Below are 20,622 nucleotides of genomic sequence, written 5' to 3'. Positions count from 1 at the left end.
AATCAAGCATCCAGTAGCGCGCGGGCAATGCCTTGCAGTTTACGGGTGAGCGGACCAACCGGCCAGCTCAGCGCAGCATAAGCGCGTACCGGCCAGACGCCGTACACGCTGTTGCAGACGAAGACTTCGTCGGCCTGTTGCAGCTGGTCGAGACTGATCTCGGCTATTTCTGTGGGGATTCCCAGCGACTTGGCTTGAAACAATAATTCGGCTCGCATCACGCCGGCAACGCCGCAGCGACTTAAATCAGCCGTCAGCAAGACACCCTCACGCACCAGAAACAGATTACTGAACACCCCTTCGATCACACGCCCGGAGAGGTCCAGCATCAAGCCTTCGGCATGCTCGGTATCCTGCCACTCGGAGCGGGCAATAACCTGTTCCAGACGATTCAAGTGCTTGAGCCCCGCAAGCAAGGGCTGCTCGCAAAGTCGCGTGACACAGGGGAAAAGGCGAACACCTTGCTGACCATGGGCAGACGGGTAAGCAGCTGGCGGATTGCCTTGCAGAATCCGGCGGGCCTGAGCAGCCGGATCGGCAGCATAGCCGCGCAGGCTGTCGCCACGGGTGAGGATCAGTTTGAGCACGCCCTCGCCCATGGCCGCCGCATAAGCCTGCAGCTCGCTGCGCATCAATGATTGATCCACAGCGATAGCCAGACGCGAACAACCTTCGGCCAAACGCTGCAGATGCCGATCCAGCAGCAATGGCTGACCAGCCTTGACGGCGATAGTCTCGAACAGACCATCGCCGTACGCCAGGCCGCGATCTTTTAGCGACAGAGCGTCAGCCGGCTGACCGTCGACCCAGCTTTGCATTAACCGGCGAACCGACGGAACACCAGAGAACCGTTGGTACCACCAAACCCGAACGAGTTGGACAGCACCACATCGATATCCATGTCACGCGCGGTATGCGGCACGAAATCAAGGTCGCAGCCTTCATCCGGCTCATCCAGGTTGATGGTCGGTGGAGCGACTTGGCCGTTGATCGCCAGCACACTGAAGATCGCCTCGACGGCACCGGCCGCGCCCAGTAAATGCCCTGTCATGGACTTGGTTGAACTGACCGCCATCTTGTAGGCGTGCTCACCAAAGACAGTCTTGATCGCCTGGGCTTCCGCGAGGTCACCGGCCGAGGTCGATGTGCCGTGGGCATTGACGTATTGCACTTGATCGACGTTCAGTTTGGCATCACGCATAGCGTTGGTAATGCAGCGCGCTGCGCCCGCGCCATCGGCGGGTGGCGACGTCATGTGATAAGCGTCGCCGCTCATGCCAAAGCCGATCAACTCGGCATAAATGGTCGCACCGCGAGCTTTAGCGTGCTCCAGTTCTTCGAGCACCAAGGCACCGGCACCGTCGGAGAGTACAAAACCGTCACGGCCCTTGTCCCATGGACGGCTGGCGCGGGTCGGCTCATCGTTGCGCGTCGACAGCGCACGGGCGGCACCGAAGCCGCCCATACCGAGGCCGCAAGCGGCCATCTCGGCGCCGCCGGCAATCATCACATCGGCCTCGCCGTAAGCAATGTTGCGTGCCGCCATGCCGATGCAGTGCGTACCCGTGGTACAAGCAGTCGAAATGGCGTAGTTAGGCCCCTGGGTACCCAGATGGATGGACAGGAAGCCGGAAATCATATTGATGATCGAGCCTGGCACGAAGAACGGCGAAATCCGCCGAGGGCCTTGCTCGTGCAGCGTGCGGCTGGTTTCTTCGATATTGGTCAGGCCGCCAATACCCGAACCGATGGCAACGCCGATGCGTTCACGGTTGGCGTCGGTGACTTCCAGACCGGAGTTTCGGACCGCCTGAAACCCCGCTGCCAGACCGTACTGAATGAACAGGTCAAGTTTGCGAGCCTCTTTGACCGACAGATATTCCTCAACATTGAAGCCTTTTACCGAGCCGCCAAAACGGGTGGAATAGGCAGAAAGGTCGGTGTGTTCGATCAGACCAATGCCACTGCGGCCAGCCAGAATACCCTGCCAGCTGCTTGGCACATCCGCGCCCAATGGCGACAACATACCCATACCGGTGACTACGACGCGTCTACGCGACACAGCACTCTCCTTTTTCTAATGACGACACTTTGTATCAGGCCTAAAGAAAAAACCGCACGCCATGATGGCAGTGCGGTTTTTCCATGACAGCAAGCGACGACTACAAACTATTAAGCCTGGTGGCTAGTAACGTAGTCGATAGCAGCTTGAACGGTAGTGATCTTTTCAGCTTCTTCGTCAGGGATTTCGGTCTCGAATTCCTCTTCCAGAGCCATCACCAGCTCAACGGTGTCAAGGGAGTCGGCACCCAGGTCTTCAACGAAGGAAGCGCTGTTGGTCACTTCTTCTTCTTTAACGCCCAGTTGCTCAGCAACGATTTTCTTGACGCGCTCTTCGATGGTGCTCATACCTTGTTTTCACTCCTAATGGACAAATTCAGGCAGCTGGCCAGTGGGTAAGTGTATAGAAAGGCTTTTCAGTTTTTCAACTGAAAGCTTCACTCCTCGAACCCTACCGACCATCTGCCTATAAATAGATTGCAGCTTTATAACGGATTTTAGACAGCTCGTATGACATTTTTTTGAAGCAATCCGTCACATTTAACTCATGTACATCCCGCCGTTCACCGGGATTGTAGCCCCAGTAACGTATGCCGCACCGTCCGAAGCCAAAAAAGCGACCACATGCGCGATCTCTTGAGCTTGTCCCAGACGGCCCAGCGGAATTTGCGTCAGCAAGGCTTCACGCTGTGCCTCAGGCAATTCGCGGGTCATATCAGTATCAATGAACCCTGGAGCCACCGAGTTTACCGTAATCGACCGCGAGCCGACTTCACGCGCCAGAGCACGACTGAAACCTTCCAGACCTGCCTTGGCGGCTGCGTAGTTTACTTGGCCTGCGTTGCCCATGGCACCCACAACCGAACCAATACTGATAATTCGACCCCAACGAGCCTTGGTCATGCCACGCAGAACACCCTTGGACAGGCGGAACAGACTGTTCAAATTGGTATCGACGACATCATGCCATTCGTCGTCTTTCATGCGCATCATCAGGTTATCGCGGGTGATGCCAGCATTATTGACCAAAATCGCCGGCGCACCGAACTGCGCCTGAATGCTCGCCAGCACAGCAGCGACGGACTCGTCGCTGGTGACATTGAGTTCCAGGCCAGTGCCTTGAATACCGTTTTCTTTCAGGGTCGCAGCGATACGCTCAGCGCCCGAAGCGGAAGTTGCAGTGCCGATGACTACGGCACCCTGACGACCCAACTCAAGAGCGATGGCTTGACCAATACCACGACTGGCACCGGTAACCAGTGCAACTTTACCTTGCAGACTCATGCAAGCTTCTCCTAATTCAAGCCAGCGCTGCACGAGCGGCAGCGAAAGCATCTGGGGTATTGAGGTTCGAGGTCGACACGCCTTCGGCGCAGCGCTTGTTCAGGCCAGCCAGCACTTTGCCAGGGCCGCATTCGACCAGCTGGGTGGCGCCATTGGCTGCCAGGCACTGGACAGACTCGACCCAACGCACTGGCTTGTAGAGCTGCTCGAGCAGATCACGCTTGAGGGTCTCAAGATCCATTGCAACACTGGCGCTGACATTCTGCACCAACGGAATTTGCGGGGCCTGCCAGTCGATCGCAGCGATCGACTCGGCGAAACGCTCAGCAGCAGGACGCATCAACTCGCAGTGGGATGGCACGCTGACCGGCAACGGCATCGCTCGCTTGGCGCCACGCGCCTTGCAACCTTCGATAGCGCGCTCGACTGCAGCCTTGGCACCCGCGATCACTACTTGACCCGGCGAGTTGAAGTTGACCGCACTGACCACTTCACCTTGCGCACCTTCTGCGCAGGCCGCCAGCACATCGGCATCTTCCAGACCGAGAATCGCGGCCATGCCGCCCTGCCCGGCCGGTACAGCCTCTTGCATCAACTGACCACGACGCTCTACCAACTTCACGGCATCACCCAGGCTCAGACTGCCCGCAGCCACCAGAGCGCTGTATTCGCCCAGACTGTGACCTGCGACATAAGCCGGGCGCGCACCGCCTTCAGCCAACCACAGACGCCACAATGCGACGGACGCAGTAAGAATGGCCGGCTGGGTTTTATCGGTTTGATTGAGTTGCTCTTCCGGCCCTTGCTGGGTCAATGCCCACAGGTCATAACCCAGGGCATCGGAAGCTTCTTTGAATGTTTCCAGGATCAACGGGTATTGCGCGCCCAACTCGGCCAACATGCCGAGGGACTGCGAGCCCTGCCCTGGAAAGACGAATGCGAGGGATGCAGACATGTAACAAGCCCCTAATGATCTTGTCGTCGGAGAATTGACGTCCCTTATTAGGGACACAAGAAACTGACAGTTGGATGACTGATTGAATTGAGCGGTCACATTTAAGCATTGTCGAACGAAAACGCCTAAAGCAACAAATCTTCGAGACGACCATGCAAGCGTTCCGGCAGGTTTTCCTGGATCTCGATCAAGGCCCGCTGAATCGCACTTTGGAACCCCTGCACCCCGGCCGAGCCATGGCTTTTCACGACGATCCCCTGCAATCCGAGAAAACTAGCACCGTTGTGTCGCGCAGGCGCCAGATCAGCCTGCAAGCGGCGCATCAATGGCAGCGCCAGGGCCCCGACCATTCGCGATGCCAGACTTTGCCTGAACAACGCCTCGATCCGCGCCGCAATCATGGTCGCCAGACCCTCGCTGGATTTGAGCAGGATATTGCCGACGAACCCATCGCACACCACGACGTCAGCCTCACCACGGTACAACCCATCACCCTCGACAAAGCCGATATAGTTCAAACCACGGGCATTTTGCAGCAGAGTGGCTGCCAGCTTGACCTGCTGATTACCCTTGATGTCTTCAGTGCCGATATTCAGCAACGCCACCCGCGGCCGAACAATACCCAGCGTTTCAGCCGCCACCGACCCCATGACAGCAAATTGCAGAAGATGCTCGGCACTGCAATCAACGTTCGCGCCCAAGTCGAGCAACTGGCAATAGCCGCGCTGGGTCGGGATGGCCGCAACCATCGCCGGCCGATCAATACCCGGCAGGGTTTTCAGCACATAACGAGACAACGCCATCAGCGCACCGGTATTGCCGGCGCTGACGCATGCCTGAACCTTGCCATCGCGCAGCAATTCTAGCGCCACACGCATTGAAGAGTTCGGCTTACCGCGCAGGGCTTGCGATGGTTTTTCATCCATGGCAATCACTTCTGCGGCCGGCACGATATTCAGGCGTGCGCGATCCACAGCCGGCTGGCTGGCAATCAATTCTTCTAAAAGGGAGGATTGACCAACGAGGGCCAGGTGCAACGAGGGGGTAGCAGACAGACAAGCAAGGCTGGCCTGAACAATGCTGCGGGGACCGAAGTCCCCGCCCATTGCGTCAATCGCGATGACTTGAGCGGACAAGGATTACTCGTCAGCGCCCTTGTCGATCACTTTACGGCCACGGTATACGCCTTCTGGCGATACGTGGTGACGCAGGTGAACTTCACCGGTGGTTTTTTCTACAGACAGGGTGCTAGCCTCGAGAGCGTCGTGCGAACGACGCATGTCACGGGCAGAGCGGGATTTTTTGTTCTGCTGAACAGCCATAATTGATTAACTCCTAAACGTTTGGGTCACGCTTTAACTGCGCCAATACACTGAACGGGTTGGACCGCGTTACCTCGTCCTCGCTCGGTTCGGGCTCATCGAGACCCGCCGGCTGCTGGCATTCTTCCGGATGATGAGCAGGCACAATGGGCAAGGCGAGCAAAAGCTCCTCCTCGATCAGTGACTGCAGATCCAAAGGATCTTCGCCCAGTTCCAGCACGTCATAACCTTTCGGCAACGACTGGGTATTCGCACCCTCTTTCACCACAGCATAACTGCATTCGCTGTGGATCGGCAGGGTGACCAGCTCAAGACAACGCTGGCAAACCATTTTGACTTCGGTGTCGATAAAGCTGTGGATAACCACAGATTTACGCTCATCTCGTTCAAAAACAAATTTAGCCTGCACCGTACCGACAGTATCGGAAAGCGGGTCGCAGAGTCTCTCCAAATCGGCCAGCAGCATTTCACCTTGAAGGGTGGTGCCACGATCAGCCAATTTGCGCGGGTCAACGTGAGGTGGAATCGGGTCATTCAACATAGGCGCAGCATTATAGGGATGCCCCCGGCCATGTCAAAGGAAATTCAGCCCTGTCCGTCACTTGGAAGCCTCGCTAGAATTCGCGGCCATCTTCAGGAGAACCGCATGCTGCCATTATTACTTGCTTCAAGCTCGGTCTATCGCCGTGAATTACTGGCCCGCTTGCAGCTTGCATTTACCTGCAGCTCACCGGATATCGACGAAAGTCACCGCCCTGGAGAGCTTGCCGCCGACCTGGTCAAACGCCTGGCCAAAGAGAAAGCTCAAGCCTTGGTCAGCAGCCACCCTGCGCACCTGATCATCGGCTCCGATCAGGTTGCCGTGCTCGACGGCCGGATTATCGGCAAACCCCACACCTTCGAAAAGGCCCGCGAGCAACTGCTTGCCGCCAGCGGCGCCAGCGTGACCTTCCTGACCGGCCTGGCGCTGCTCAACAGCTCGACAGGCCACTGCCAGATCGATTGCATCCCTTTCACCGTGCACATGCGCTCGCTTGATCAGGCGCGCATCGAACGCTACCTGCGCGCCGAACAGCCCTACGATTGCGCTGGCAGCTTCAAAGCCGAAGGCTTGGGGGTGAGCCTGTTTCAAAGCACCGAAGGCCCGGACGCCACCAGCCTGGTCGGCCTGCCGCTGATTCGCCTGGTGGACATGCTGTTGGCTGAGGGCGTGCAAATCCCCTAAACATCAAAAGATCGCAGCCTTCGGCAACTCCTACAAAGACATGCATGATCGCCCACCGCAGGAGCCGCCGGCGGTTCGGGCCGCGTTCGGACGTTATTTTGATCTTAAAAAAACCGGCCACGAAGGCCGGTTCTTTTGTGCGAAGAGAAGATCAGCGCAATGTCGGCCCTTGAAAGCCCATCCACATTGCCAGTTGCTCGGCAACACCGGCCCCGAGCTTTTTCGAGAAGCGATCGAATGTCGACTCTTGAATCGTGAAGTCGACCAGCTCTTTCTCGCCGATCACATCCCGAGCCACTGAACTCGCACTACCCAGCCCATCGATCAAGCCCAGCTCCAGTGCTTGCTCACCCGACCAAACCAGACCAGAGAACAGCTCAGGATGCTCTTTGTCCTTGAGCCGGTCGCCACGCCCCTGTTTGACGCTGGCAATGAACTGACGATGGGTCGTATCCAGCACACCCTGCCAGAACTGGGTTTCTTCCGGCTTTTGCGGCTGGAACGGATCGAGGAACGACTTGTGTTCGCCAGAGGTGTAGGTCCGACGCTCGACACCAAGCTTCTCCATGGTGCCGACAAAGCCGTAGCCTGCAGCCGTCACGCCAATGGAGCCGACCAGACTGGCCTTGTCGGCATAGATCTGATCCGCAGCGCTGGCGATGTAATAGGCTCCAGAGGCCCCCAGATCCGAAATCACCGCATAAACCTTGATATCCGGATGCAGACCGCGCAAACGACGAATCTCGTCATAGACATAACCCGCCTGCACTGGAGTACCACCCGGACTATTGATCCGCAGCACCACGCCCTTGACCTTCGAGTCTTCGAAAGCAGCCCGCAAGCCGCCAACAATATTGTCAGCACTGGCAGGCTCTTTGTCGGCAATCATGCCGTTCACATCAATCAGTGCCGTGTAGCCAGGACCGCGTGTCGCGCTTTTTTCCATGTCCATCAGCGGCGTAAACAACACCAACGCTGCAAACAGATAAACAAAGGTCAGCAGCTTGAAGAAAATCCCCCAACGCCGCGACCGCCGCTGCTCTTGCACGCTTGCCAGAAGGGTCTTCTCCAAAAGCTTCCAGCTTTTATCGTCACCGCCGTCAGCGCTCGCTTTGTTCGGCGCTTTCCACTCATCGGTCATGCCATTTACCCCAGCAAAAACTTAATTGGTCCGCCGGCTCAGCCAGGCGTGCAACTCAGAAAAATGATCAATAGCCAGACGCGGCGCGAACTCACGCAAAGCATCCATCGACTGAGCGCCATAGCTCACAGCAACTGAATCCATCCCGGCATTGCGCGCCATCAACAGATCGAACGAAGAATCCCCCACCATCAACGCCTGCTCGGGCCGGACTTCGCAATGAGCGAGAATCTGCTCCAGCATCAACGGATGCGGTTTACTTGCAGTTTCATCCGCGGCGCGGGTGATATCGAAATAATCTTCCCAGCCATGGGACTTCAGCACCCGATCCAGCCCACGACGGGCCTTGCCGGTGGCCACGGCCAAGCGATAACCCTCGGAACGAAAAGCCTCGAGAGACTCAACCACGCCGGCGAATAGCGGTGAAGGCTCCGCCTCCAGCGCAATGTAATGGTCAGCGTAGTGCTGACGGAACGCCACTAGCTCAGCATCGCCGATCTCCGGGTACAAAGTGCGAATCGCCTCTGGCAAACCCAGACCGATAATACCCTTGACGGCAAAATCGTCTCGCGGCAGCAAATCTGATCGCTCGGCCGCCACCTGCATCGCCTCGACAATCCGACCAATGGAGTCGGCCAAGGTGCCGTCCCAATCGAAGATCAGCAGCTTGTAATCAGCTAGCACTCAGACGCTCCACGGTCTTGGCCCACATCTCATCCACCGGCGCTTGCAGCTTGAGCTCGCCACCATCAGGCAACGGCACGGTCAGCATGTAGGCGTGGAGGAACAGGCGCTTGCCACCCAACTCGCGAATCTCTTTGCTGAAGTCTTCATCGCCGTACTTGGTGTCCCCAGCGATGCAGTGCCCGGCATGTAAGGTGTGCACGCGGATCTGATGCGTGCGCCCGGTAACAGGCTTGGCCTCGACCATCGTGGCGAATTCACCGAAGCGGCGCAGCACCTTGAAGACCGTCAGAGCCTCCTTGCCCTCTTCATTGACTTCGACCATGCGCTCGCCGGAGCGCAGGTTGCTCTTGAGCAGCGGCGCACGAACCTGCTTGATCGACGCCGCCCAGTTACCGCGAACCAGCGCCATGTAGCGTTTATCAACGCCGTCGCCACGCAATGCGGTGTGCAGGTGACGCAACATGCTGCGTTTTTTGGCGATCATCAGCAGGCCGGAGGTGTCCCGATCCAGGCGATGGACAAGCTCCAGCTCTTTGGCATCGGGCCGCAACTGACGGAAGGCTTCGATCACCCCGTAGTTCAGACCGCTACCGCCATGTACGGCAATACCGGCTGGCTTGTTGATCACGATCAGCGCCTTGTCTTCAAAGACAATCGACGCCTCAAGGCGCTGCAACAAACCCTGAGCCAGAGGCACCGGTTCATCGCGCTCAGGCACGCGTACAGGCGGCACACGGACAATATCGCCCGCCTGCAGCTTGTACTCGGGTTTGATCCGACCTTTGTTCACGCGCACTTCGCCTTTACGCAAAATGCGGTAAATCAACGTCTTGGGCACACCTTTGAGCCGAGCAAGAAGGAAGTTATCGATACGTTGGCCGGCATATTCCGGCGAGACCTCAAGCAGCTGGACGCTGGGGGTCGGGGGGGCAGTAGTCGTCATGCCGCGAATGATAACAATTTTTTATGGATTTGAAGCACTTAATGATTGCTGCTATAGTCGCGAACGCCGCCAAAAGCGGCCTGGACAGCGGACAAACGGTCGTCGACCGGCCCTGACCAACGCAATTCATCAGGACGCGAGGCCGTCCTACGGGGCTTTCGCTACAATTATGGAAGGTTCGCGGTTGTAACGAGCGCAGGTGACATGAGGCCTGAAGCGAGCGCAAAAAGCAGAGTGATTACTCCCTTTTACGCCGATATTCACGGCCAGTTCACAAAGTGCAGTCGATCTCGAATGAGCCTGAGCGAAGGCTTCGGAAACACCGCCTAAATTAGCCATGATGCGTGACCTCCCCTTTCGGAGCTCACGGTAAATGCCAACCCGCTGCGGATTCTGCGCGCGGCAGCACCCGAATTATCAGGGATACGTGTAGGGTGGAGATGCACAACCGTCGGACTGTGTAGCACTAGGCTTATATTTAGACGCTTCATCTCGTCCACAGTCGCCGGTTGATTCCTCCTCCTGACCAGAGCTTTTGCTTAAGAGGTGCTTAAGCACCACAGCAAGCAGGACGCGTACGTCGCGACTCCGGCCCCAAGGTCGAACCTCGCTAGACACTGGAGTGGCCAACCACTCCTGACGCACCTGACACCGACCTAGAGAAGTCGTGTGTGCCGAACGCCGTTTCCGGCAGCCCGGAAACCGACGGTACTACATGAAAAGAATGCTGATTAACGCAACCCAACCCGAAGAGTTGCGTGTTGCACTGGTAGATGGCCAGCGCCTCTACGACCTGGACATTGAATCCGGTGCACGCGAGCAGAAAAAGGCCAACATCTATAAAGGCCGGATTACTCGCATCGAACCAAGCCTTGAGGCTGCCTTTGTCGATTTCGGCTCTGAGCGCCACGGCTTCCTGCCCCTCAAAGAAATCTCCCGCGAATACTTCAAGAAAGCCCCTGAAGGCCGCGTCAACATCAAGGACGTCCTGAGCGAAGGCCAGGAAGTCATCGTTCAGGTCGAAAAAGAAGAACGTGGCAACAAGGGCGCAGCCCTGACCACCTTCATCAGCCTGGCCGGTCGTTATCTGGTTCTGATGCCGAACAACCCGCGTGCTGGCGGTATCTCCCGTCGCATCGAAGGTGAAGAGCGCAACGAACTGCGTGAAGCCCTGAACGGTCTGGTTGCTCCAGCCGACATGGGTCTGATCGTGCGCACTGCCGGTCTTGGCCGCAGCAGCGAAGAAATGCAGTGGGACCTCGACTACCTGCTGCAACTGTGGACCGCCATCAAAGAAGCCTCGCTGGACCGTTCCGCTCCTTTCCTGATCTATCAGGAAAGCAACGTGATCATCCGCGCCATCCGCGACTACCTGCGCCAGGACATCGGCGAAGTGCTGATCGACAGCGTCGAAGCCCAGGACGAAGCCCTGACCTTCATTCGCCAGGTGATGCCGCAGTACGCCAGCAAGATCAAGCTGTACGAAGACAGCGTTCCGCTGTTCAACCGTTTCCAGATCGAAAGCCAGATCGAGACCGCCTTCCAGCGTGTCGTTGAACTGCCTTCCGGCGGCTCCATCGTCATCGATCCGACCGAAGCCCTGGTGTCCATCGACATCAACTCGGCGCGCGCCACCAAAGGCAGCGACATCGAAGAAACCGCTCTGCAGACCAACCTCGAAGCAGCCGAAGAAATCGCCCGTCAGTTGCGCCTGCGTGACATCGGCGGCCTGATCGTCATCGACTTCATCGACATGACCCCAGCCAAGAACCAGCGCGCCGTGGAAGAGAAAGTCCGCGAATGCCTGGAAGCCGACCGCGCTCGCGTGCAAGTCGGTCGCATCTCGCGCTTCGGCCTGCTGGAAATGTCCCGTCAGCGTCTGCGTCCATCTCTCGGCGAAAGCAGCGGCATCGTCTGCCCACGCTGCGACGGCACCGGCATCATCCGTGACGTTGAATCGCTGTCGCTGGCGATCCTGCGCCTGATCGAAGAAGAAGCCCTGAAAGACCGCACCGCCGAAGTTCGTGCCCAAGTGCCGATTCCGGTCGCTGCGTTCCTGCTCAATGAAAAACGCAACTCGATCACCAAGATCGAACTGCGCACTCGCGCGCGCATCGTCATTCTGCCGAACGATCACCTCGAAACCCCGCACTTCGAAGTTCAGCGTCTGCGTGATGACAGCCCGGAAGCTCACGTTAATCTGTCCAGCTACGAAATCGCTGCCGCCACTGCTGAAGTAGAAGAAGTTCAACCGGCCGCCGCGACCCGCACCCTGGTTCGTCAGGAAGCCGCAGTGAAAACTGCTCCCGCACGCGCCAATGCTCCGGTTCCGGTTGAAGTTGCAGCGCCTGTTGCAGCTCCCGTCGCCCACGTTGCCGAGCCAAGCCTGTTCAAAGGTCTGGTGAAGTCGCTGATCAGCCTGTTCGCTACTAAAGAAGAGCCTGCCGCACCGGCTGTGGTTGAAACACCAGCCACCGAACGCCAGCCGCGCAACGAAGAGCGCCGTACCGGTCGTCAGCAGAGCCGCAACCGTAACGGTCGCCGTGATGAAGAGCGCAAGCCGCGCGAAGAGCGTGCACCTCGCGAAGAGCGCGCTCCTCGTGAAGAACGCGCCCCCCGCGAAGTCCGTGAAGAAGTACCGGCCGTAGCCGCTCGCGAAGAACGCGCACCGCGTGCTCCGCGTGAAGAACGCGCCCCACGTGCTCCACGTGAAGATCGCAAACCGCGCGAAGCTCGTGAAGATCGCCCGGTTCGCGAACTGCGCGAGCCTCTGGATGCCGTTCCAGTTGCTGCTGGCGAAGAGCGCCCGGCCCGTGCGCCACGTGAAGAGCGTCAGCCGCGCCCACCGCGTGAAGAGCGTCAACCACGCACCGAACAGGCTGTCGCTGCCGTTAGCGAAGAAGAACTGCTGCCAAACGAAGAGCAACTGCAGGATGACGGCCAGGACAACGCCGAAGGCGATCGTCCACGCCGCCGCTCCCGCGGTCAGCGTCGTCGCAGCAACCGTCGTGAGCGTCAACGTGACGCCAACGGCAATGTGATCGAAGGTTCGGATGATTCCGAATCGGGTGATGACGCCTCCAGCGAAGGGAGCAGCGCGGACTTGGCTGCCGGCCTGGCCGTTACCGCAGCTGTTGCCAGCGCTGTGATCAGCGCTCCTGCTGAAGCTCAGGCTAATCAGCAAGCAGAACGCGCTACTGCCGCTACTCTGGAAACGGCTTCGGCTGAAGCGCCAGTGGTTGAAGCGACTACTCCGGTTGAAGCGCCTGTCGCTCCTGCCGTTGAAGTTGCTCCGGTTCCTGAAGTACTTGAAGCCATTGCCGAGCAAGCCGTTGAAGCTGAACAGCCAGTCGTCGCCGCAGAGCCTGCGTTCGAAGCTCCGATGGCTGAAAAAGCCTTTGAGCCTACTTACGACGCTCCAACCGCGTTCGATCGCATCGCTGAATCGGTAGTCGTTGAAGCTCCTGCGCCAGTCGCTGAAGTGGTTAGCGCCGAGCCAGTGGTTACTGCTTCGGTTGAAGCGCCAGTGGTTGTCGAAGTGGCAGAGCCGGTTGTCGAAGCCGCACCAGCCAGCGCCCTGACCGCAAGTGGTCGTGCGCCGAACGATCCGCGTGAAGTGCGTCGTCGCAAGCGTGAAGCCGAGCGCCTGCAGAAAGAAGCCGAACTGGCCGCGACTGCAGCCCCGGTTGTGGTTGAAGTGGTTGAGCAAGCAGCACCTGCTCCAATCGTTGAAAGCGCTCCTGAGCAAGCAGTCGTTGAAACTGCCCCGACCATCGACGAAAACCTGCGTTCCGTCAAAGAAGTGGTAGAGAAAAACCCTAAAGTCCTGGAAGAAGAGCACGAGCCTAAACCCCTCGCCTGATTCCAGCGGCTGTTAAAAAGCCCCGCCTGCTAAAGCAGGCGGGGCTTTTTTTGGTTCATTGCATCGAGCAAGTGCCCGTCACGCGGTTATTTAAAAACCAACGCCGCTGGCACATCCACATCCCACAAAACACCCGAATCATCCACTGGCACTTCCAGCACCTTGGCCGAGGCAAATAACGGCTTCGCCCCGCGATCACCGGACAACCTCATCAGCGCCGCCCCAAACGAGCACCCAAAGCCCACCGGATGACCATATTCAGCGCCGTACACTGGAACACTGACGGCATTGTCCTCAATACCCTCCACCACCTGCTCAATGCTCGACGACAGGATAAAAGGCATATCCCCCAGTACCACCAGCCAGCCACTCGAATCGGGACTGGCCGCAACGGCTGCCGCAATGCTGTCGCCCATACCTGCAGACTCCAGCAACAACACCTTGCAGCCATAAACCTGCGCCAACCGAACCACTTCAGGCCGGTCCGCTGTCGTCACCAGCAGTCGCTTACCCAAACCCGCAGGTAGATTCAACAACACCTGCTCAATCACCGACCGAACGACACCATCACGGCCCTCGCACACCGCCAGCAACTTATCCTGATCAGCGCCTGCAACTTGCCGATAGCGGCTGCCCTGCCCTGCCGCCAGCACGATGGCGCATACCGAGGCCTTCAAACCACCGCCTCGTCCAATGGCTTCTTTTGCAACAGATCGATGCCGTTCTTGATCGCGACAATCTCCGACATTACCGACAACGCAATCTCCGCTGGTGTATGACTGCCAATATGCAAACCGATCGGGCCATGCAAGCGGTCGATGGCTTGTTGGGTCAGTCCCAGCTCAGCAAGGTTTTCCCGGCGCTTCTGGCTATTGACCCGCGACCCCAATGCGCCGACATAAAAGGCCCGAGAGTTGAGCGCCGTCAGCAGTGCCATATCGTCCAGACGCGGATCATGGGTCAAGGCGACGATGGCGGTGCGTTCGTCGGTTTCGATACTCAGCACCGCGTCATCCGGCATACCCGGTACGAAGCGGCCATGCTGCTCTTCCCAGCCATAGACGAACTCCTTGCGCGGATCGCAGATCAACACCTCGAAATCCAGCAACCGCGCCATTTCCGCCACATAACGAGACAGCTGCCCGGCACCAATCAACAACAGCCGCCAACGCGGACCGTAAATCGCACGCAAGGTTATGCCGTCAAAGCTCAAGACATCGGTCTTGCTCGCCGCCTGCAAGGTCACCTCGCCGGAGCTCAGGTTCAGTTCCCGCGCGACAATCTCATGAGCCTCGCAACGCGCCAGCAACTCAGCCACCCAGGCGGGATCGCCGACCCGCTCTTCAGTCAGGCGCAAGGTGCCACCGCAGGGCAAGCCAAAACGCGCGGCCTCCTCGCGGGTGACGCCGTAGGTCACCAACTGCACTGACGGCCCGTCCGGAGGCAAACGGCCATCGTGCAAACGGGCGATCAAGTCGTCCTCGATACAACCACCGGAGACCGAGCCGATCACCACGCCGTCTTCACGCAAGGCCAGCATGGCCCCTGGTGGTCTGGGCGCACTGCCCCAGGTCTGGACCACGCTGTACAACACCACTCGCTGCCCGGCGCGGCGCCATTCCAACACGCTGCGCAAGACATTCAGATCGACGCTGTCCATCAGGCTTTCGCCTGCTGCCAGCCTTGCAGCTGGTAGCGAACCGGCAGACTGCGGATGCGTTTGCCGGTAGCCGCGAAGATCGCGTTGCACAACGCCGGAGCGATCGGTGGCACGCCCGGTTCACCGACACCGCCCAACGGCACGTTGCTCAGAGGCGTGACCAGATGCACAGCGACTTCCTTCGGCGCCAGGGACATGCGCGCCACTTCGTACATATGGAAGTTATCCTGCTGGACTTTGCCGTCCTTGAAGCTGATTTCACCCAGCACAGCATTACCCAGTCCCATCACACAGGCACCTTCAAATTGCGAGCGAATCCGCTCAGGGTTGATCTGCGGACCGCAATCCACAGCAATGTCAGCCTTGTGCACGATCAGCGAACCGTCGTCTTTTACTTCGACCTCGATCACCGCCGCCACGTAGGTAACGAAGCTGTAATGCACCGCCAGCCCCAAACCACGTCCTTTGGGCAATTGGCGCCCCCAACCGGCAGCCTTGGCCGCGGTTTCCAATACCCCACGCAAGCGCGCGGTATCGATCGGATAATGCTCTGGGGATTCGCCGTAGTTCCACTCTTCACTCAAGGTGCGCGGATCAATCTGACGATCCGGACCGAGCAACTTGAGTTGGTATTTCAGCGGATCCTGCCCGACTTGATGCGCCAATTCGTCGACAAAACTTTGAATGGCAAAGCCATGGGGAATGTTCGACACAGAGCGATACCAGCCAACCCGGGTATGGGCGGCCGCTTCGGGGTTTTCCAGGCGCACATTGGGAATGGCGTAGGCCATGTTGGTGAAGCCCATACCCAGTTCGAACGCGCCTTCGTGGTTCATGCCCGGAGCGAACAGCGCGGTGATGCTCGGCGCCACCGTGCGGTGCAGCCAGCCGGACGGCATGCCGTCTTTGTTCAGGCTGGCCTTGAGGTATTCGGCCGAAACGGTATGGAAGTAAGAACAGTGAATGTCATCTTCCCGGGTCCATTGCACCCGCACCGCTTTGCCTGGAAAAGCCTTGGCCAGGATCGCCGCTTCAAGGATGAAATCGGGTTTGGATTTACGGCCGAACCCGCCGCCGAGCAGCGTGACGTTGACCGTAACTTTCTCGAAGGGAATGCCGAGGCGTTCGGCAATGCGCTCACGCGTCACTTGCGGCGCCTGACTCGGCGCCCAGGCCTCGCATTGGCCGTTGTTGAACCGGGCAATGGCAACCATTGGCTCCATCGGTGCCTGCGCCAGATGCGGCAGGTAGTAAGCCGCTTCCAGGCTGCTGTCGGCGCTGTTCATAGCCTCGTCGATGTCGCCGGTGCTTCTCACTACTTTGCCCGGTTTCAAGGCTGCGGCTTCCAGCTCCTTGCGGTAGGCGATCGAGTCGTAACCGGCGTTGACGCCATCATCCCACTCGATCTTCAGCGCTTCGCGACCCTTGATTGCCGCCCACGTGTTGCTGGCAATCACCGCAACACCGCCCAACGGCTGGAATTCGGACGGCAGCGGACGACTCTCGATCTGCATGACCTTGATCACGCCCGGGACTTTCATCGCCGCGCTGCCATCGAAGGATTTGACCTTGCCGCCGTAGACCTGCGGCCGCGCCACGGTGGCGAAGAGCATGCCGTCGAAATGTACGTCTGCGCCGTACACCGCACGTCCGTTGACGATGTCTGCACCATCAATGGCTCGCGTGGCTTCTTTACCGATGTAGCGAAATTCCGAAGGCTGCTTGAGGCGCAGACTGTCCCGCGCCGGCACCGCCAAAGCACCGGCAGCAGCGGCCAAAGCGCCATAGCCCAACTCGCGACCACTCGGTTGGTGAATCACTTTGTGCAATTGCGCACGGCATTCGGCCACCGGCACTTTCCACTGATCGGCCGCCGCTTGCTCAAGCATGGTCCGAGCGGCGGCGCCGCAACGGCGCATCGGCTCGTACCAGTGACGCATGCTGCGTGAACCGTCGGTGTCCTGGTTACCGAAGCGCACTTCATCGCCCGGCGCCTGCTGGACTTTCACCAACGCCCAATCAGCGTCCAGTTCGTCAGCGACCACAATACTGAGGCTGGTGCGTACGCCCTGGCCCATTTCCGAACGATTGCAAACCACCGTCACACTGCCATCGGCGCCAATGCTGACGTACACCTTGGGATCATCGATCCAGCCATTGGGCATGCCAGCGGCACCGAATTTTTTCTCTTCGGCAAACGCCTCCTGCCAGCCCCAACTGGCTGCCAGCACCAGGGCGCTCGTGGCACCGACGCCTTTGAGGAAACCACGGCGGCTGAGGTTGCTCAGGGCAAAATCATTCGGTAACTGGCTCATGCCTTGGCCTCCTGCAAATGAGTGGCGGCCTGACGAATCGCGGTTTTTATCCGGTTATAGGTACCGCAACGGCAAATATTGCCGATCATCGCCTCCTCGATCTGTTCGTCACTAGGATTGGGATTGACCTTAAGCAAAGCCGTGGCAGACATGATCTGCCCGCCCTGGCAGAAACCGCATTGGGCTACCGCGGTGTCCAGCCACGCTTGCTGGACCACTTGCCCGACCGGGTCGCTGTGGAGATTGTCGATGGTGCTGACGTTCTGGCCAACCACCGAGCCGATCGGCGTGATGCAGCTGCGCGCCGGTGAGCCGTCGATATGGATGGTACAGGCGCCGCACAGGCCCATGCCGCAACCGAACTTGGTACCGTTGTAGCCTGCCACATCGCGAATGGCCCACAGCAGCGGCATATCCTCAGTGACATCCAGTGGGTGATCTTGACCGTTGAGCTTCAGGGTAATCATGGGCACGCCCGCATATGTCTTGGTTATGGGGTCGAGCAATCTGCCGCTTGATGCAGCGTTTCAGGTACACGCAGATCGACTCAGGCTAATCGGCTCTCTTATGAAAACAGCTGGGTTTCCATCGGGCCTTGCTTGGAACAAAGGGATGGAACAAAGAGATACATCGTTAGGAGGCTAAGTTAAAGCAGCATTAACAAAAAAGCCCTGCACACACGAAAGGTTTGCAGGGCTCTGGATTCAGACTTCAAGCGTAGCTCAATACTGATTCGGCTCCATTTCCAGTTGAACCTTGAAACGTTCGGCAATGTCTTTCTGGATTCGTTGCGCCAGGTTCAACAGCTCCAGACCGGTCGCCGCACCGTAATTGACCAACACCAGGGCCTGCAACCGATGCACGCCGGCATCTGCCTCACGAAAGCCCTTCCAGCCAGCGCGCTCGATCAACCAGCCGGCGGCTAGTTTTATTCGCCCGTCAGCCTGTGGATAAGCCACCAGATCGGGGTATTCGGCTTTAAGCTCAGCGACTATAGCCGCCGCCACCAAAGGGTTCTTGAAAAAGCTGCCGGCATTACCGAGCACTGCCGGATCAGGAAGTTTCTCGTTGCGAATACTGCAAATGGCATGACTGACATCACTGGCCGTCGGATGGCTGATGCCTTGTTCAGTCAACCATTGGCGAACCGGGCCGTACTCCAGGTGCAGATGCTCGGCGCGACTCAAGGCGAAGCGCACCCGTAGAATCAGCCAACGCCCAGGCTCATGCTTGAATAGACTGTCCCGGTAGTCGAAGTTGCACTCCGCCAGCGTAAAATCCCGTAGTTCGCCAGTCTGACGGTCCAGCGCAGTCAACCCGACGAACACGTCTTTGATCTCGACACCGTAAGCACCAATGTTCTGCATGGGTGCGGCGCCGACCGTGCCGGGGATCAGACTGAGGTTCTCCAGACCGCAGAGCCCTTGCTCCAGCGTCCATTGCACGAACGGGTGCCAGGTTTCGCCCGCTTCCGCCTCAACCACAACCCTGCTGCCGTCGTCACTCAACAGACGAATGCCTCGCGTGGCCATGCGCAGCACCAACGCTGGAATATCAGCGGTGAGCAACAAGTTGCTGCCACCACCGATCACCAGCAGAGGCAATGCCTGCTCAGCCGCATAAGCCAGCGCTTCGCGGACATCGGCGTCGCTATGGGCCTGGGCAAACACCTGTGCACGAACATCCACCCCAAAGGTGTTGAACGGTTTGAGAGAAACCTGCGTTTGCAGTTGCAAGGTCATAACCGCCCCTTCAATTCGATCACCAGCAAATCGCTGGCGCGCTCGATCAAGTCCAGCACCTGCTCGAACCCCTGATCGCCGTCGTAATACGGATCCGGCACTTCATCCACGGCAGAGTCATAGCGACGCAGGAACAGATCCAGCTCAGCCTTGCCCTTGGCCGGTTGCATGGCGTTGAGGTTGCGCAGATTGCTCTGGTCCATCGCCAGAATCAGATCATAGGTCGCAAAGTCGGCGCGGGTCACTTGCTGGGCACGCTGAGCGGACAAGTCATAGCCGCGCAACCTGGCGGCGGCTTGACTGCGTTTGTCCGGCGCCTTGCCGATATGCCAGTCGCCGGTGCCGGCGGAAGCGACTTCCACCTGATCCGCCAGCCCCGCCTCACGCAACTTGTGGCGCAGCACGCCTTCGGCCGTGGGCGAACGACAAATATTGCCCAGGCAGACAAACAGAACCCGCATCAAACCTCCAGCAGGCGCCGAACGCGCTCAAGGTCTTGCGCGGTATCGACACCCGCTGGCAGTGCTTCCACTGCATCGCCTACGTGAATCCGCACGCCGTGCCAGAGTGCGCGCAGCTGCTCCAGACACTCAGTGTTTTCCAGCCAGCACGGCCCCCAACTGACGAAGTCATGAAGGAAACCGGCGCGGTAGGCGTAGATCCCGATATGTCGGCGGTAAGGCACGCCAGCCGGCAATTGCTCGCGGCTCTTGGCGAAGTCATCCCGCGCCCAAGGCAATGTGGCGCGGCTGAAGGTCAGCGCCAGGCCATTGAGGTCACTGACGACTTTGACTACGTTGGTGTTGAACAGGGTTTCTACGTCTTCGATCGGCTCGGCCAGCGTCGACATGCGCGCTTCGGGATGAGCTGCAAGATTGGCTGCGACCTGATCGATCACTGCCGGCGGAATCATTGGCTCATCACCCTGCACATTGACCACGATGGCGTCTGCGGCCAAGCCCAATTGCGTAGCGACTTCGGCCAAACGATCGGTACCGGAATTGTGATCTTCACGAGTCAACACTACTTCAGCACCGAACGCCTTGCAGGCGTCAACGATGCGCGCATCATCGGTGGCCACGACCACCCGCTGGGCGCTGCTCTTGCAGGCCTGTTCCCAGACATGCTGGATCATCGGCTTGCCAGCGATCATTTGCAGCGGCTTACCGGGCAGACGCGTGGAGGCGTAACGGGACGGGATGACGACAGTGAAAGCGGTGCTCATTTATCCAGTCGCTCGTCGACGGTCAGGGTACGGGCTTCGCTTTCGAGCATTACTGGAATGCCATCACGAATCGGGTAGGCCAGACCGGCGCCTTTGCTGATCAGCTCGGTTTTATCGGCGCTGAGCTTCAGCGGACCTTTGCAGATCGGGCAGGCAAGGATGTCGAGCAATTTGGTGTCCATGAGAATTCCCTGGATAAA

General features: G+C 58.6%; 21 protein-coding genes. 2 read left to right on the top strand and 19 right to left on the bottom strand.

The annotated features are described in order from the left end of the window. Positions 1-2: 2 nt before the first annotated feature. The 8 genes from pabC to ACN1C3_RS22795 form a co-directional block, all read right to left on the bottom strand. Positions 3-818 carry an aminodeoxychorismate lyase gene (pabC, locus tag ACN1C3_RS22830; protein ID WP_419118012.1) on the bottom strand — a complete coding sequence of 272 codons (816 nt, stop codon included), beginning with the start codon at positions 816-818 and terminating at the stop codon, positions 3-5. Next, positions 818-2,062 (bottom strand): beta-ketoacyl-ACP synthase II, encoded by a 1,245-nt coding sequence (gene fabF / locus ACN1C3_RS22825; RefSeq protein WP_419118011.1) that lies wholly within the window; start codon positions 2,060-2,062, stop codon positions 818-820. The genes pabC and fabF overlap by 1 nt, the downstream gene beginning before the upstream one ends. Before the next feature lie 110 nt (positions 2,063-2,172). Then, positions 2,173-2,409, bottom strand: a complete 237-nt coding sequence (acpP, locus tag ACN1C3_RS22820) for an acyl carrier protein (RefSeq protein ID WP_004371293.1) — start codon at positions 2,407-2,409, stop codon at positions 2,173-2,175. A 192-nt stretch (positions 2,410-2,601) separates the two neighbouring features. Next, a complete protein-coding gene (gene fabG / locus ACN1C3_RS22815) occupies positions 2,602-3,345 on the bottom strand; it encodes a 3-oxoacyl-ACP reductase FabG (RefSeq protein WP_419118010.1) in 744 nt (247 codons plus the stop codon). Positions 3,346-3,361: 16 nt separating this feature from the next. Continuing rightward, on the bottom strand, positions 3,362-4,300 hold the full coding sequence (fabD, locus tag ACN1C3_RS22810; RefSeq protein ID WP_419118009.1) for an ACP S-malonyltransferase: 939 nt from the start codon (positions 4,298-4,300) through the stop codon (positions 3,362-3,364). Between the two features lie 125 nt (positions 4,301-4,425). After that, on the bottom strand, positions 4,426-5,436 hold the full coding sequence (plsX, locus tag ACN1C3_RS22805) for a phosphate acyltransferase PlsX (RefSeq protein ID WP_419118008.1): 1,011 nt from the start codon (positions 5,434-5,436) through the stop codon (positions 4,426-4,428). 3 nt (positions 5,437-5,439) lie between these two features. After that, on the bottom strand, positions 5,440-5,622 hold the full coding sequence (rpmF, locus tag ACN1C3_RS22800) for a 50S ribosomal protein L32 (protein WP_003179396.1): 183 nt from the start codon (positions 5,620-5,622) through the stop codon (positions 5,440-5,442). Between the two features lie 13 nt (positions 5,623-5,635). Next, positions 5,636-6,163, bottom strand: coding sequence for a YceD family protein (locus tag ACN1C3_RS22795; protein ID WP_008152342.1), 528 nt, complete (start codon positions 6,161-6,163; stop codon positions 5,636-5,638). 105 nt (positions 6,164-6,268) lie between these two features. On the opposite strand from ACN1C3_RS22795, the gene ACN1C3_RS22790 reads away from it, so the two are divergent. Further along, positions 6,269-6,847, top strand: a complete 579-nt coding sequence (locus tag ACN1C3_RS22790; RefSeq protein ID WP_419118007.1) for a Maf family protein — start codon at positions 6,269-6,271, stop codon at positions 6,845-6,847. 151 nt (positions 6,848-6,998) lie between these two features. Here the strand turns inward: ACN1C3_RS22790 and ACN1C3_RS22785 are convergent, their stop codons facing one another. Genes ACN1C3_RS22785 through rluC form a run of 3 tightly spaced genes read right to left on the bottom strand, consistent with a single transcriptional unit; the run spans position 6,999 to position 9,618 of the window. Then, positions 6,999-7,988 carry a S49 family peptidase gene (locus tag ACN1C3_RS22785; protein ID WP_419118006.1) on the bottom strand — a complete coding sequence of 330 codons (990 nt, stop codon included), beginning with the start codon at positions 7,986-7,988 and terminating at the stop codon, positions 6,999-7,001. Positions 7,989-8,009: 21 nt separating this feature from the next. Then, positions 8,010-8,672 (bottom strand): HAD-IA family hydrolase, encoded by a 663-nt coding sequence (locus tag ACN1C3_RS22780; protein WP_419118005.1) that lies wholly within the window; start codon positions 8,670-8,672, stop codon positions 8,010-8,012. Continuing rightward, positions 8,662-9,618, bottom strand: a complete 957-nt coding sequence (rluC, locus tag ACN1C3_RS22775) for a 23S rRNA pseudouridine(955/2504/2580) synthase RluC (RefSeq protein ID WP_419118004.1) — start codon at positions 9,616-9,618, stop codon at positions 8,662-8,664. The genes ACN1C3_RS22780 and rluC overlap by 11 nt, the downstream gene beginning before the upstream one ends. Before the next feature lie 715 nt (positions 9,619-10,333). Here rluC and rne point away from each other — a divergent pair. Beyond that, on the top strand, positions 10,334-13,480 hold the full coding sequence (gene rne, locus ACN1C3_RS22770) for a ribonuclease E (protein ID WP_419118003.1): 3,147 nt from the start codon (positions 10,334-10,336) through the stop codon (positions 13,478-13,480). Positions 13,481-13,566: 86 nt separating this feature from the next. On the opposite strand, the gene ACN1C3_RS22765 is transcribed toward rne, so the two are convergent. The 8 genes from ACN1C3_RS22765 to ACN1C3_RS22730 all read right to left on the bottom strand — a co-directional run bounded on the left by ACN1C3_RS22765 (position 13,567) and on the right by ACN1C3_RS22730 (position 20,604). Next, on the bottom strand, positions 13,567-14,157 hold the full coding sequence (locus ACN1C3_RS22765; RefSeq protein ID WP_419118002.1) for a nucleotidyltransferase family protein: 591 nt from the start codon (positions 14,155-14,157) through the stop codon (positions 13,567-13,569). Beyond that, positions 14,154-15,140: an XdhC family protein gene (locus ACN1C3_RS22760; RefSeq protein WP_419118001.1), complete on the bottom strand. Its 987-nt coding sequence runs from the start codon at positions 15,138-15,140 to the stop codon at positions 14,154-14,156. The genes ACN1C3_RS22765 and ACN1C3_RS22760 overlap by 4 nt, the downstream gene beginning before the upstream one ends. Next, complete coding sequence (locus ACN1C3_RS22755; RefSeq protein WP_419118000.1) at positions 15,140-17,455, bottom strand: molybdopterin cofactor-binding domain-containing protein; 2,316 nt, start codon at positions 17,453-17,455, stop codon at positions 15,140-15,142. The genes ACN1C3_RS22760 and ACN1C3_RS22755 overlap by 1 nt, the downstream gene beginning before the upstream one ends. Beyond that, the gene (locus ACN1C3_RS22750; RefSeq protein WP_419117999.1) at positions 17,452-17,922 is read right to left on the bottom strand and encodes a (2Fe-2S)-binding protein; all 471 of its coding nucleotides are present in this window, start codon (positions 17,920-17,922) and stop codon (positions 17,452-17,454) included. Before ACN1C3_RS22750 ends, ACN1C3_RS22755 begins: the two co-directional genes overlap by 4 nt. 255 nt (positions 17,923-18,177) lie before the next feature. Beyond that, positions 18,178-19,197, bottom strand: a complete 1,020-nt coding sequence (murB, locus tag ACN1C3_RS22745) for a UDP-N-acetylmuramate dehydrogenase (RefSeq protein ID WP_419117998.1) — start codon at positions 19,195-19,197, stop codon at positions 18,178-18,180. Beyond that, a complete protein-coding gene (locus ACN1C3_RS22740) occupies positions 19,194-19,658 on the bottom strand; it encodes a low molecular weight protein-tyrosine-phosphatase (RefSeq protein ID WP_419117997.1) in 465 nt (154 codons plus the stop codon). The genes murB and ACN1C3_RS22740 overlap by 4 nt, the downstream gene beginning before the upstream one ends. Beyond that, a complete protein-coding gene (gene kdsB, locus ACN1C3_RS22735) occupies positions 19,658-20,422 on the bottom strand; it encodes a 3-deoxy-manno-octulosonate cytidylyltransferase (RefSeq protein ID WP_419117996.1) in 765 nt (254 codons plus the stop codon). Before kdsB ends, ACN1C3_RS22740 begins: the two co-directional genes overlap by 1 nt. After that, positions 20,419-20,604: a Trm112 family protein gene (locus ACN1C3_RS22730; protein WP_419117995.1), complete on the bottom strand. Its 186-nt coding sequence runs from the start codon at positions 20,602-20,604 to the stop codon at positions 20,419-20,421. Before ACN1C3_RS22730 ends, kdsB begins: the two co-directional genes overlap by 4 nt. Between the last annotated feature and the right edge of the window lie 18 nt (positions 20,605-20,622).

The sequence above is a fragment of the Pseudomonas sp. H11T01 genome (genome assembly GCF_048515765.1).
GTDB lineage: Bacteria > Pseudomonadota > Gammaproteobacteria > Pseudomonadales > Pseudomonadaceae > Aquipseudomonas.
This window is presented reverse-complemented; position numbering and strand designations above follow the sequence as displayed.

What these genes read in the sequence shown, in the direction of transcription:
- rpmF (WP_003179396.1), bottom strand. Translation starts at nt 5,622, where the DNA reads ATGGCTGTTCAGCAGAACAAAAAATCCCGCTCTGCCCGTGACATGCGT.
- ACN1C3_RS22795 (WP_008152342.1), bottom strand. Translation starts at nt 6,163, where the DNA reads ATGTTGAATGACCCGATTCCACCTCACGTTGACCCGCGCAAATTGGCT.
- rluC (WP_419118004.1), bottom strand. Translation starts at nt 9,618, where the DNA reads ATGACGACTACTGCCCCCCCGACCCCCAGCGTCCAGCTGCTTGAGGTC.
- fabG (WP_419118010.1), bottom strand. Translation starts at nt 3,345, where the DNA reads ATGAGTCTGCAAGGTAAAGTTGCACTGGTTACCGGTGCCAGTCGTGGT.
- ACN1C3_RS22750 (WP_419117999.1), bottom strand. Translation starts at nt 17,922, where the DNA reads ATGATTACCCTGAAGCTCAACGGTCAAGATCACCCACTGGATGTCACT.
- acpP (WP_004371293.1), bottom strand. Translation starts at nt 2,409, where the DNA reads ATGAGCACCATCGAAGAGCGCGTCAAGAAAATCGTTGCTGAGCAACTG.
- murB (WP_419117998.1), bottom strand. Translation starts at nt 19,197, where the DNA reads ATGACCTTGCAACTGCAAACGCAGGTTTCTCTCAAACCGTTCAACACC.
- pabC (WP_419118012.1), bottom strand. Translation starts at nt 818, where the DNA reads ATGCAAAGCTGGGTCGACGGTCAGCCGGCTGACGCTCTGTCGCTAAAA.
- ACN1C3_RS22740 (WP_419117997.1), bottom strand. Translation starts at nt 19,658, where the DNA reads ATGCGGGTTCTGTTTGTCTGCCTGGGCAATATTTGTCGTTCGCCCACG.
- ACN1C3_RS22790 (WP_419118007.1), top strand. Translation starts at nt 6,269, where the DNA reads ATGCTGCCATTATTACTTGCTTCAAGCTCGGTCTATCGCCGTGAATTA.
- ACN1C3_RS22730 (WP_419117995.1), bottom strand. Translation starts at nt 20,604, where the DNA reads ATGGACACCAAATTGCTCGACATCCTTGCCTGCCCGATCTGCAAAGGT.
- fabD (WP_419118009.1), bottom strand. Translation starts at nt 4,300, where the DNA reads ATGTCTGCATCCCTCGCATTCGTCTTTCCAGGGCAGGGCTCGCAGTCC.
- ACN1C3_RS22785 (WP_419118006.1), bottom strand. Translation starts at nt 7,988, where the DNA reads ATGACCGATGAGTGGAAAGCGCCGAACAAAGCGAGCGCTGACGGCGGT.
- rne (WP_419118003.1), top strand. Translation starts at nt 10,334, where the DNA reads ATGAAAAGAATGCTGATTAACGCAACCCAACCCGAAGAGTTGCGTGTT.
- ACN1C3_RS22755 (WP_419118000.1), bottom strand. Translation starts at nt 17,455, where the DNA reads ATGAGCCAGTTACCGAATGATTTTGCCCTGAGCAACCTCAGCCGCCGT.
- ACN1C3_RS22760 (WP_419118001.1), bottom strand. Translation starts at nt 15,140, where the DNA reads ATGGACAGCGTCGATCTGAATGTCTTGCGCAGCGTGTTGGAATGGCGC.
- kdsB (WP_419117996.1), bottom strand. Translation starts at nt 20,422, where the DNA reads ATGAGCACCGCTTTCACTGTCGTCATCCCGTCCCGTTACGCCTCCACG.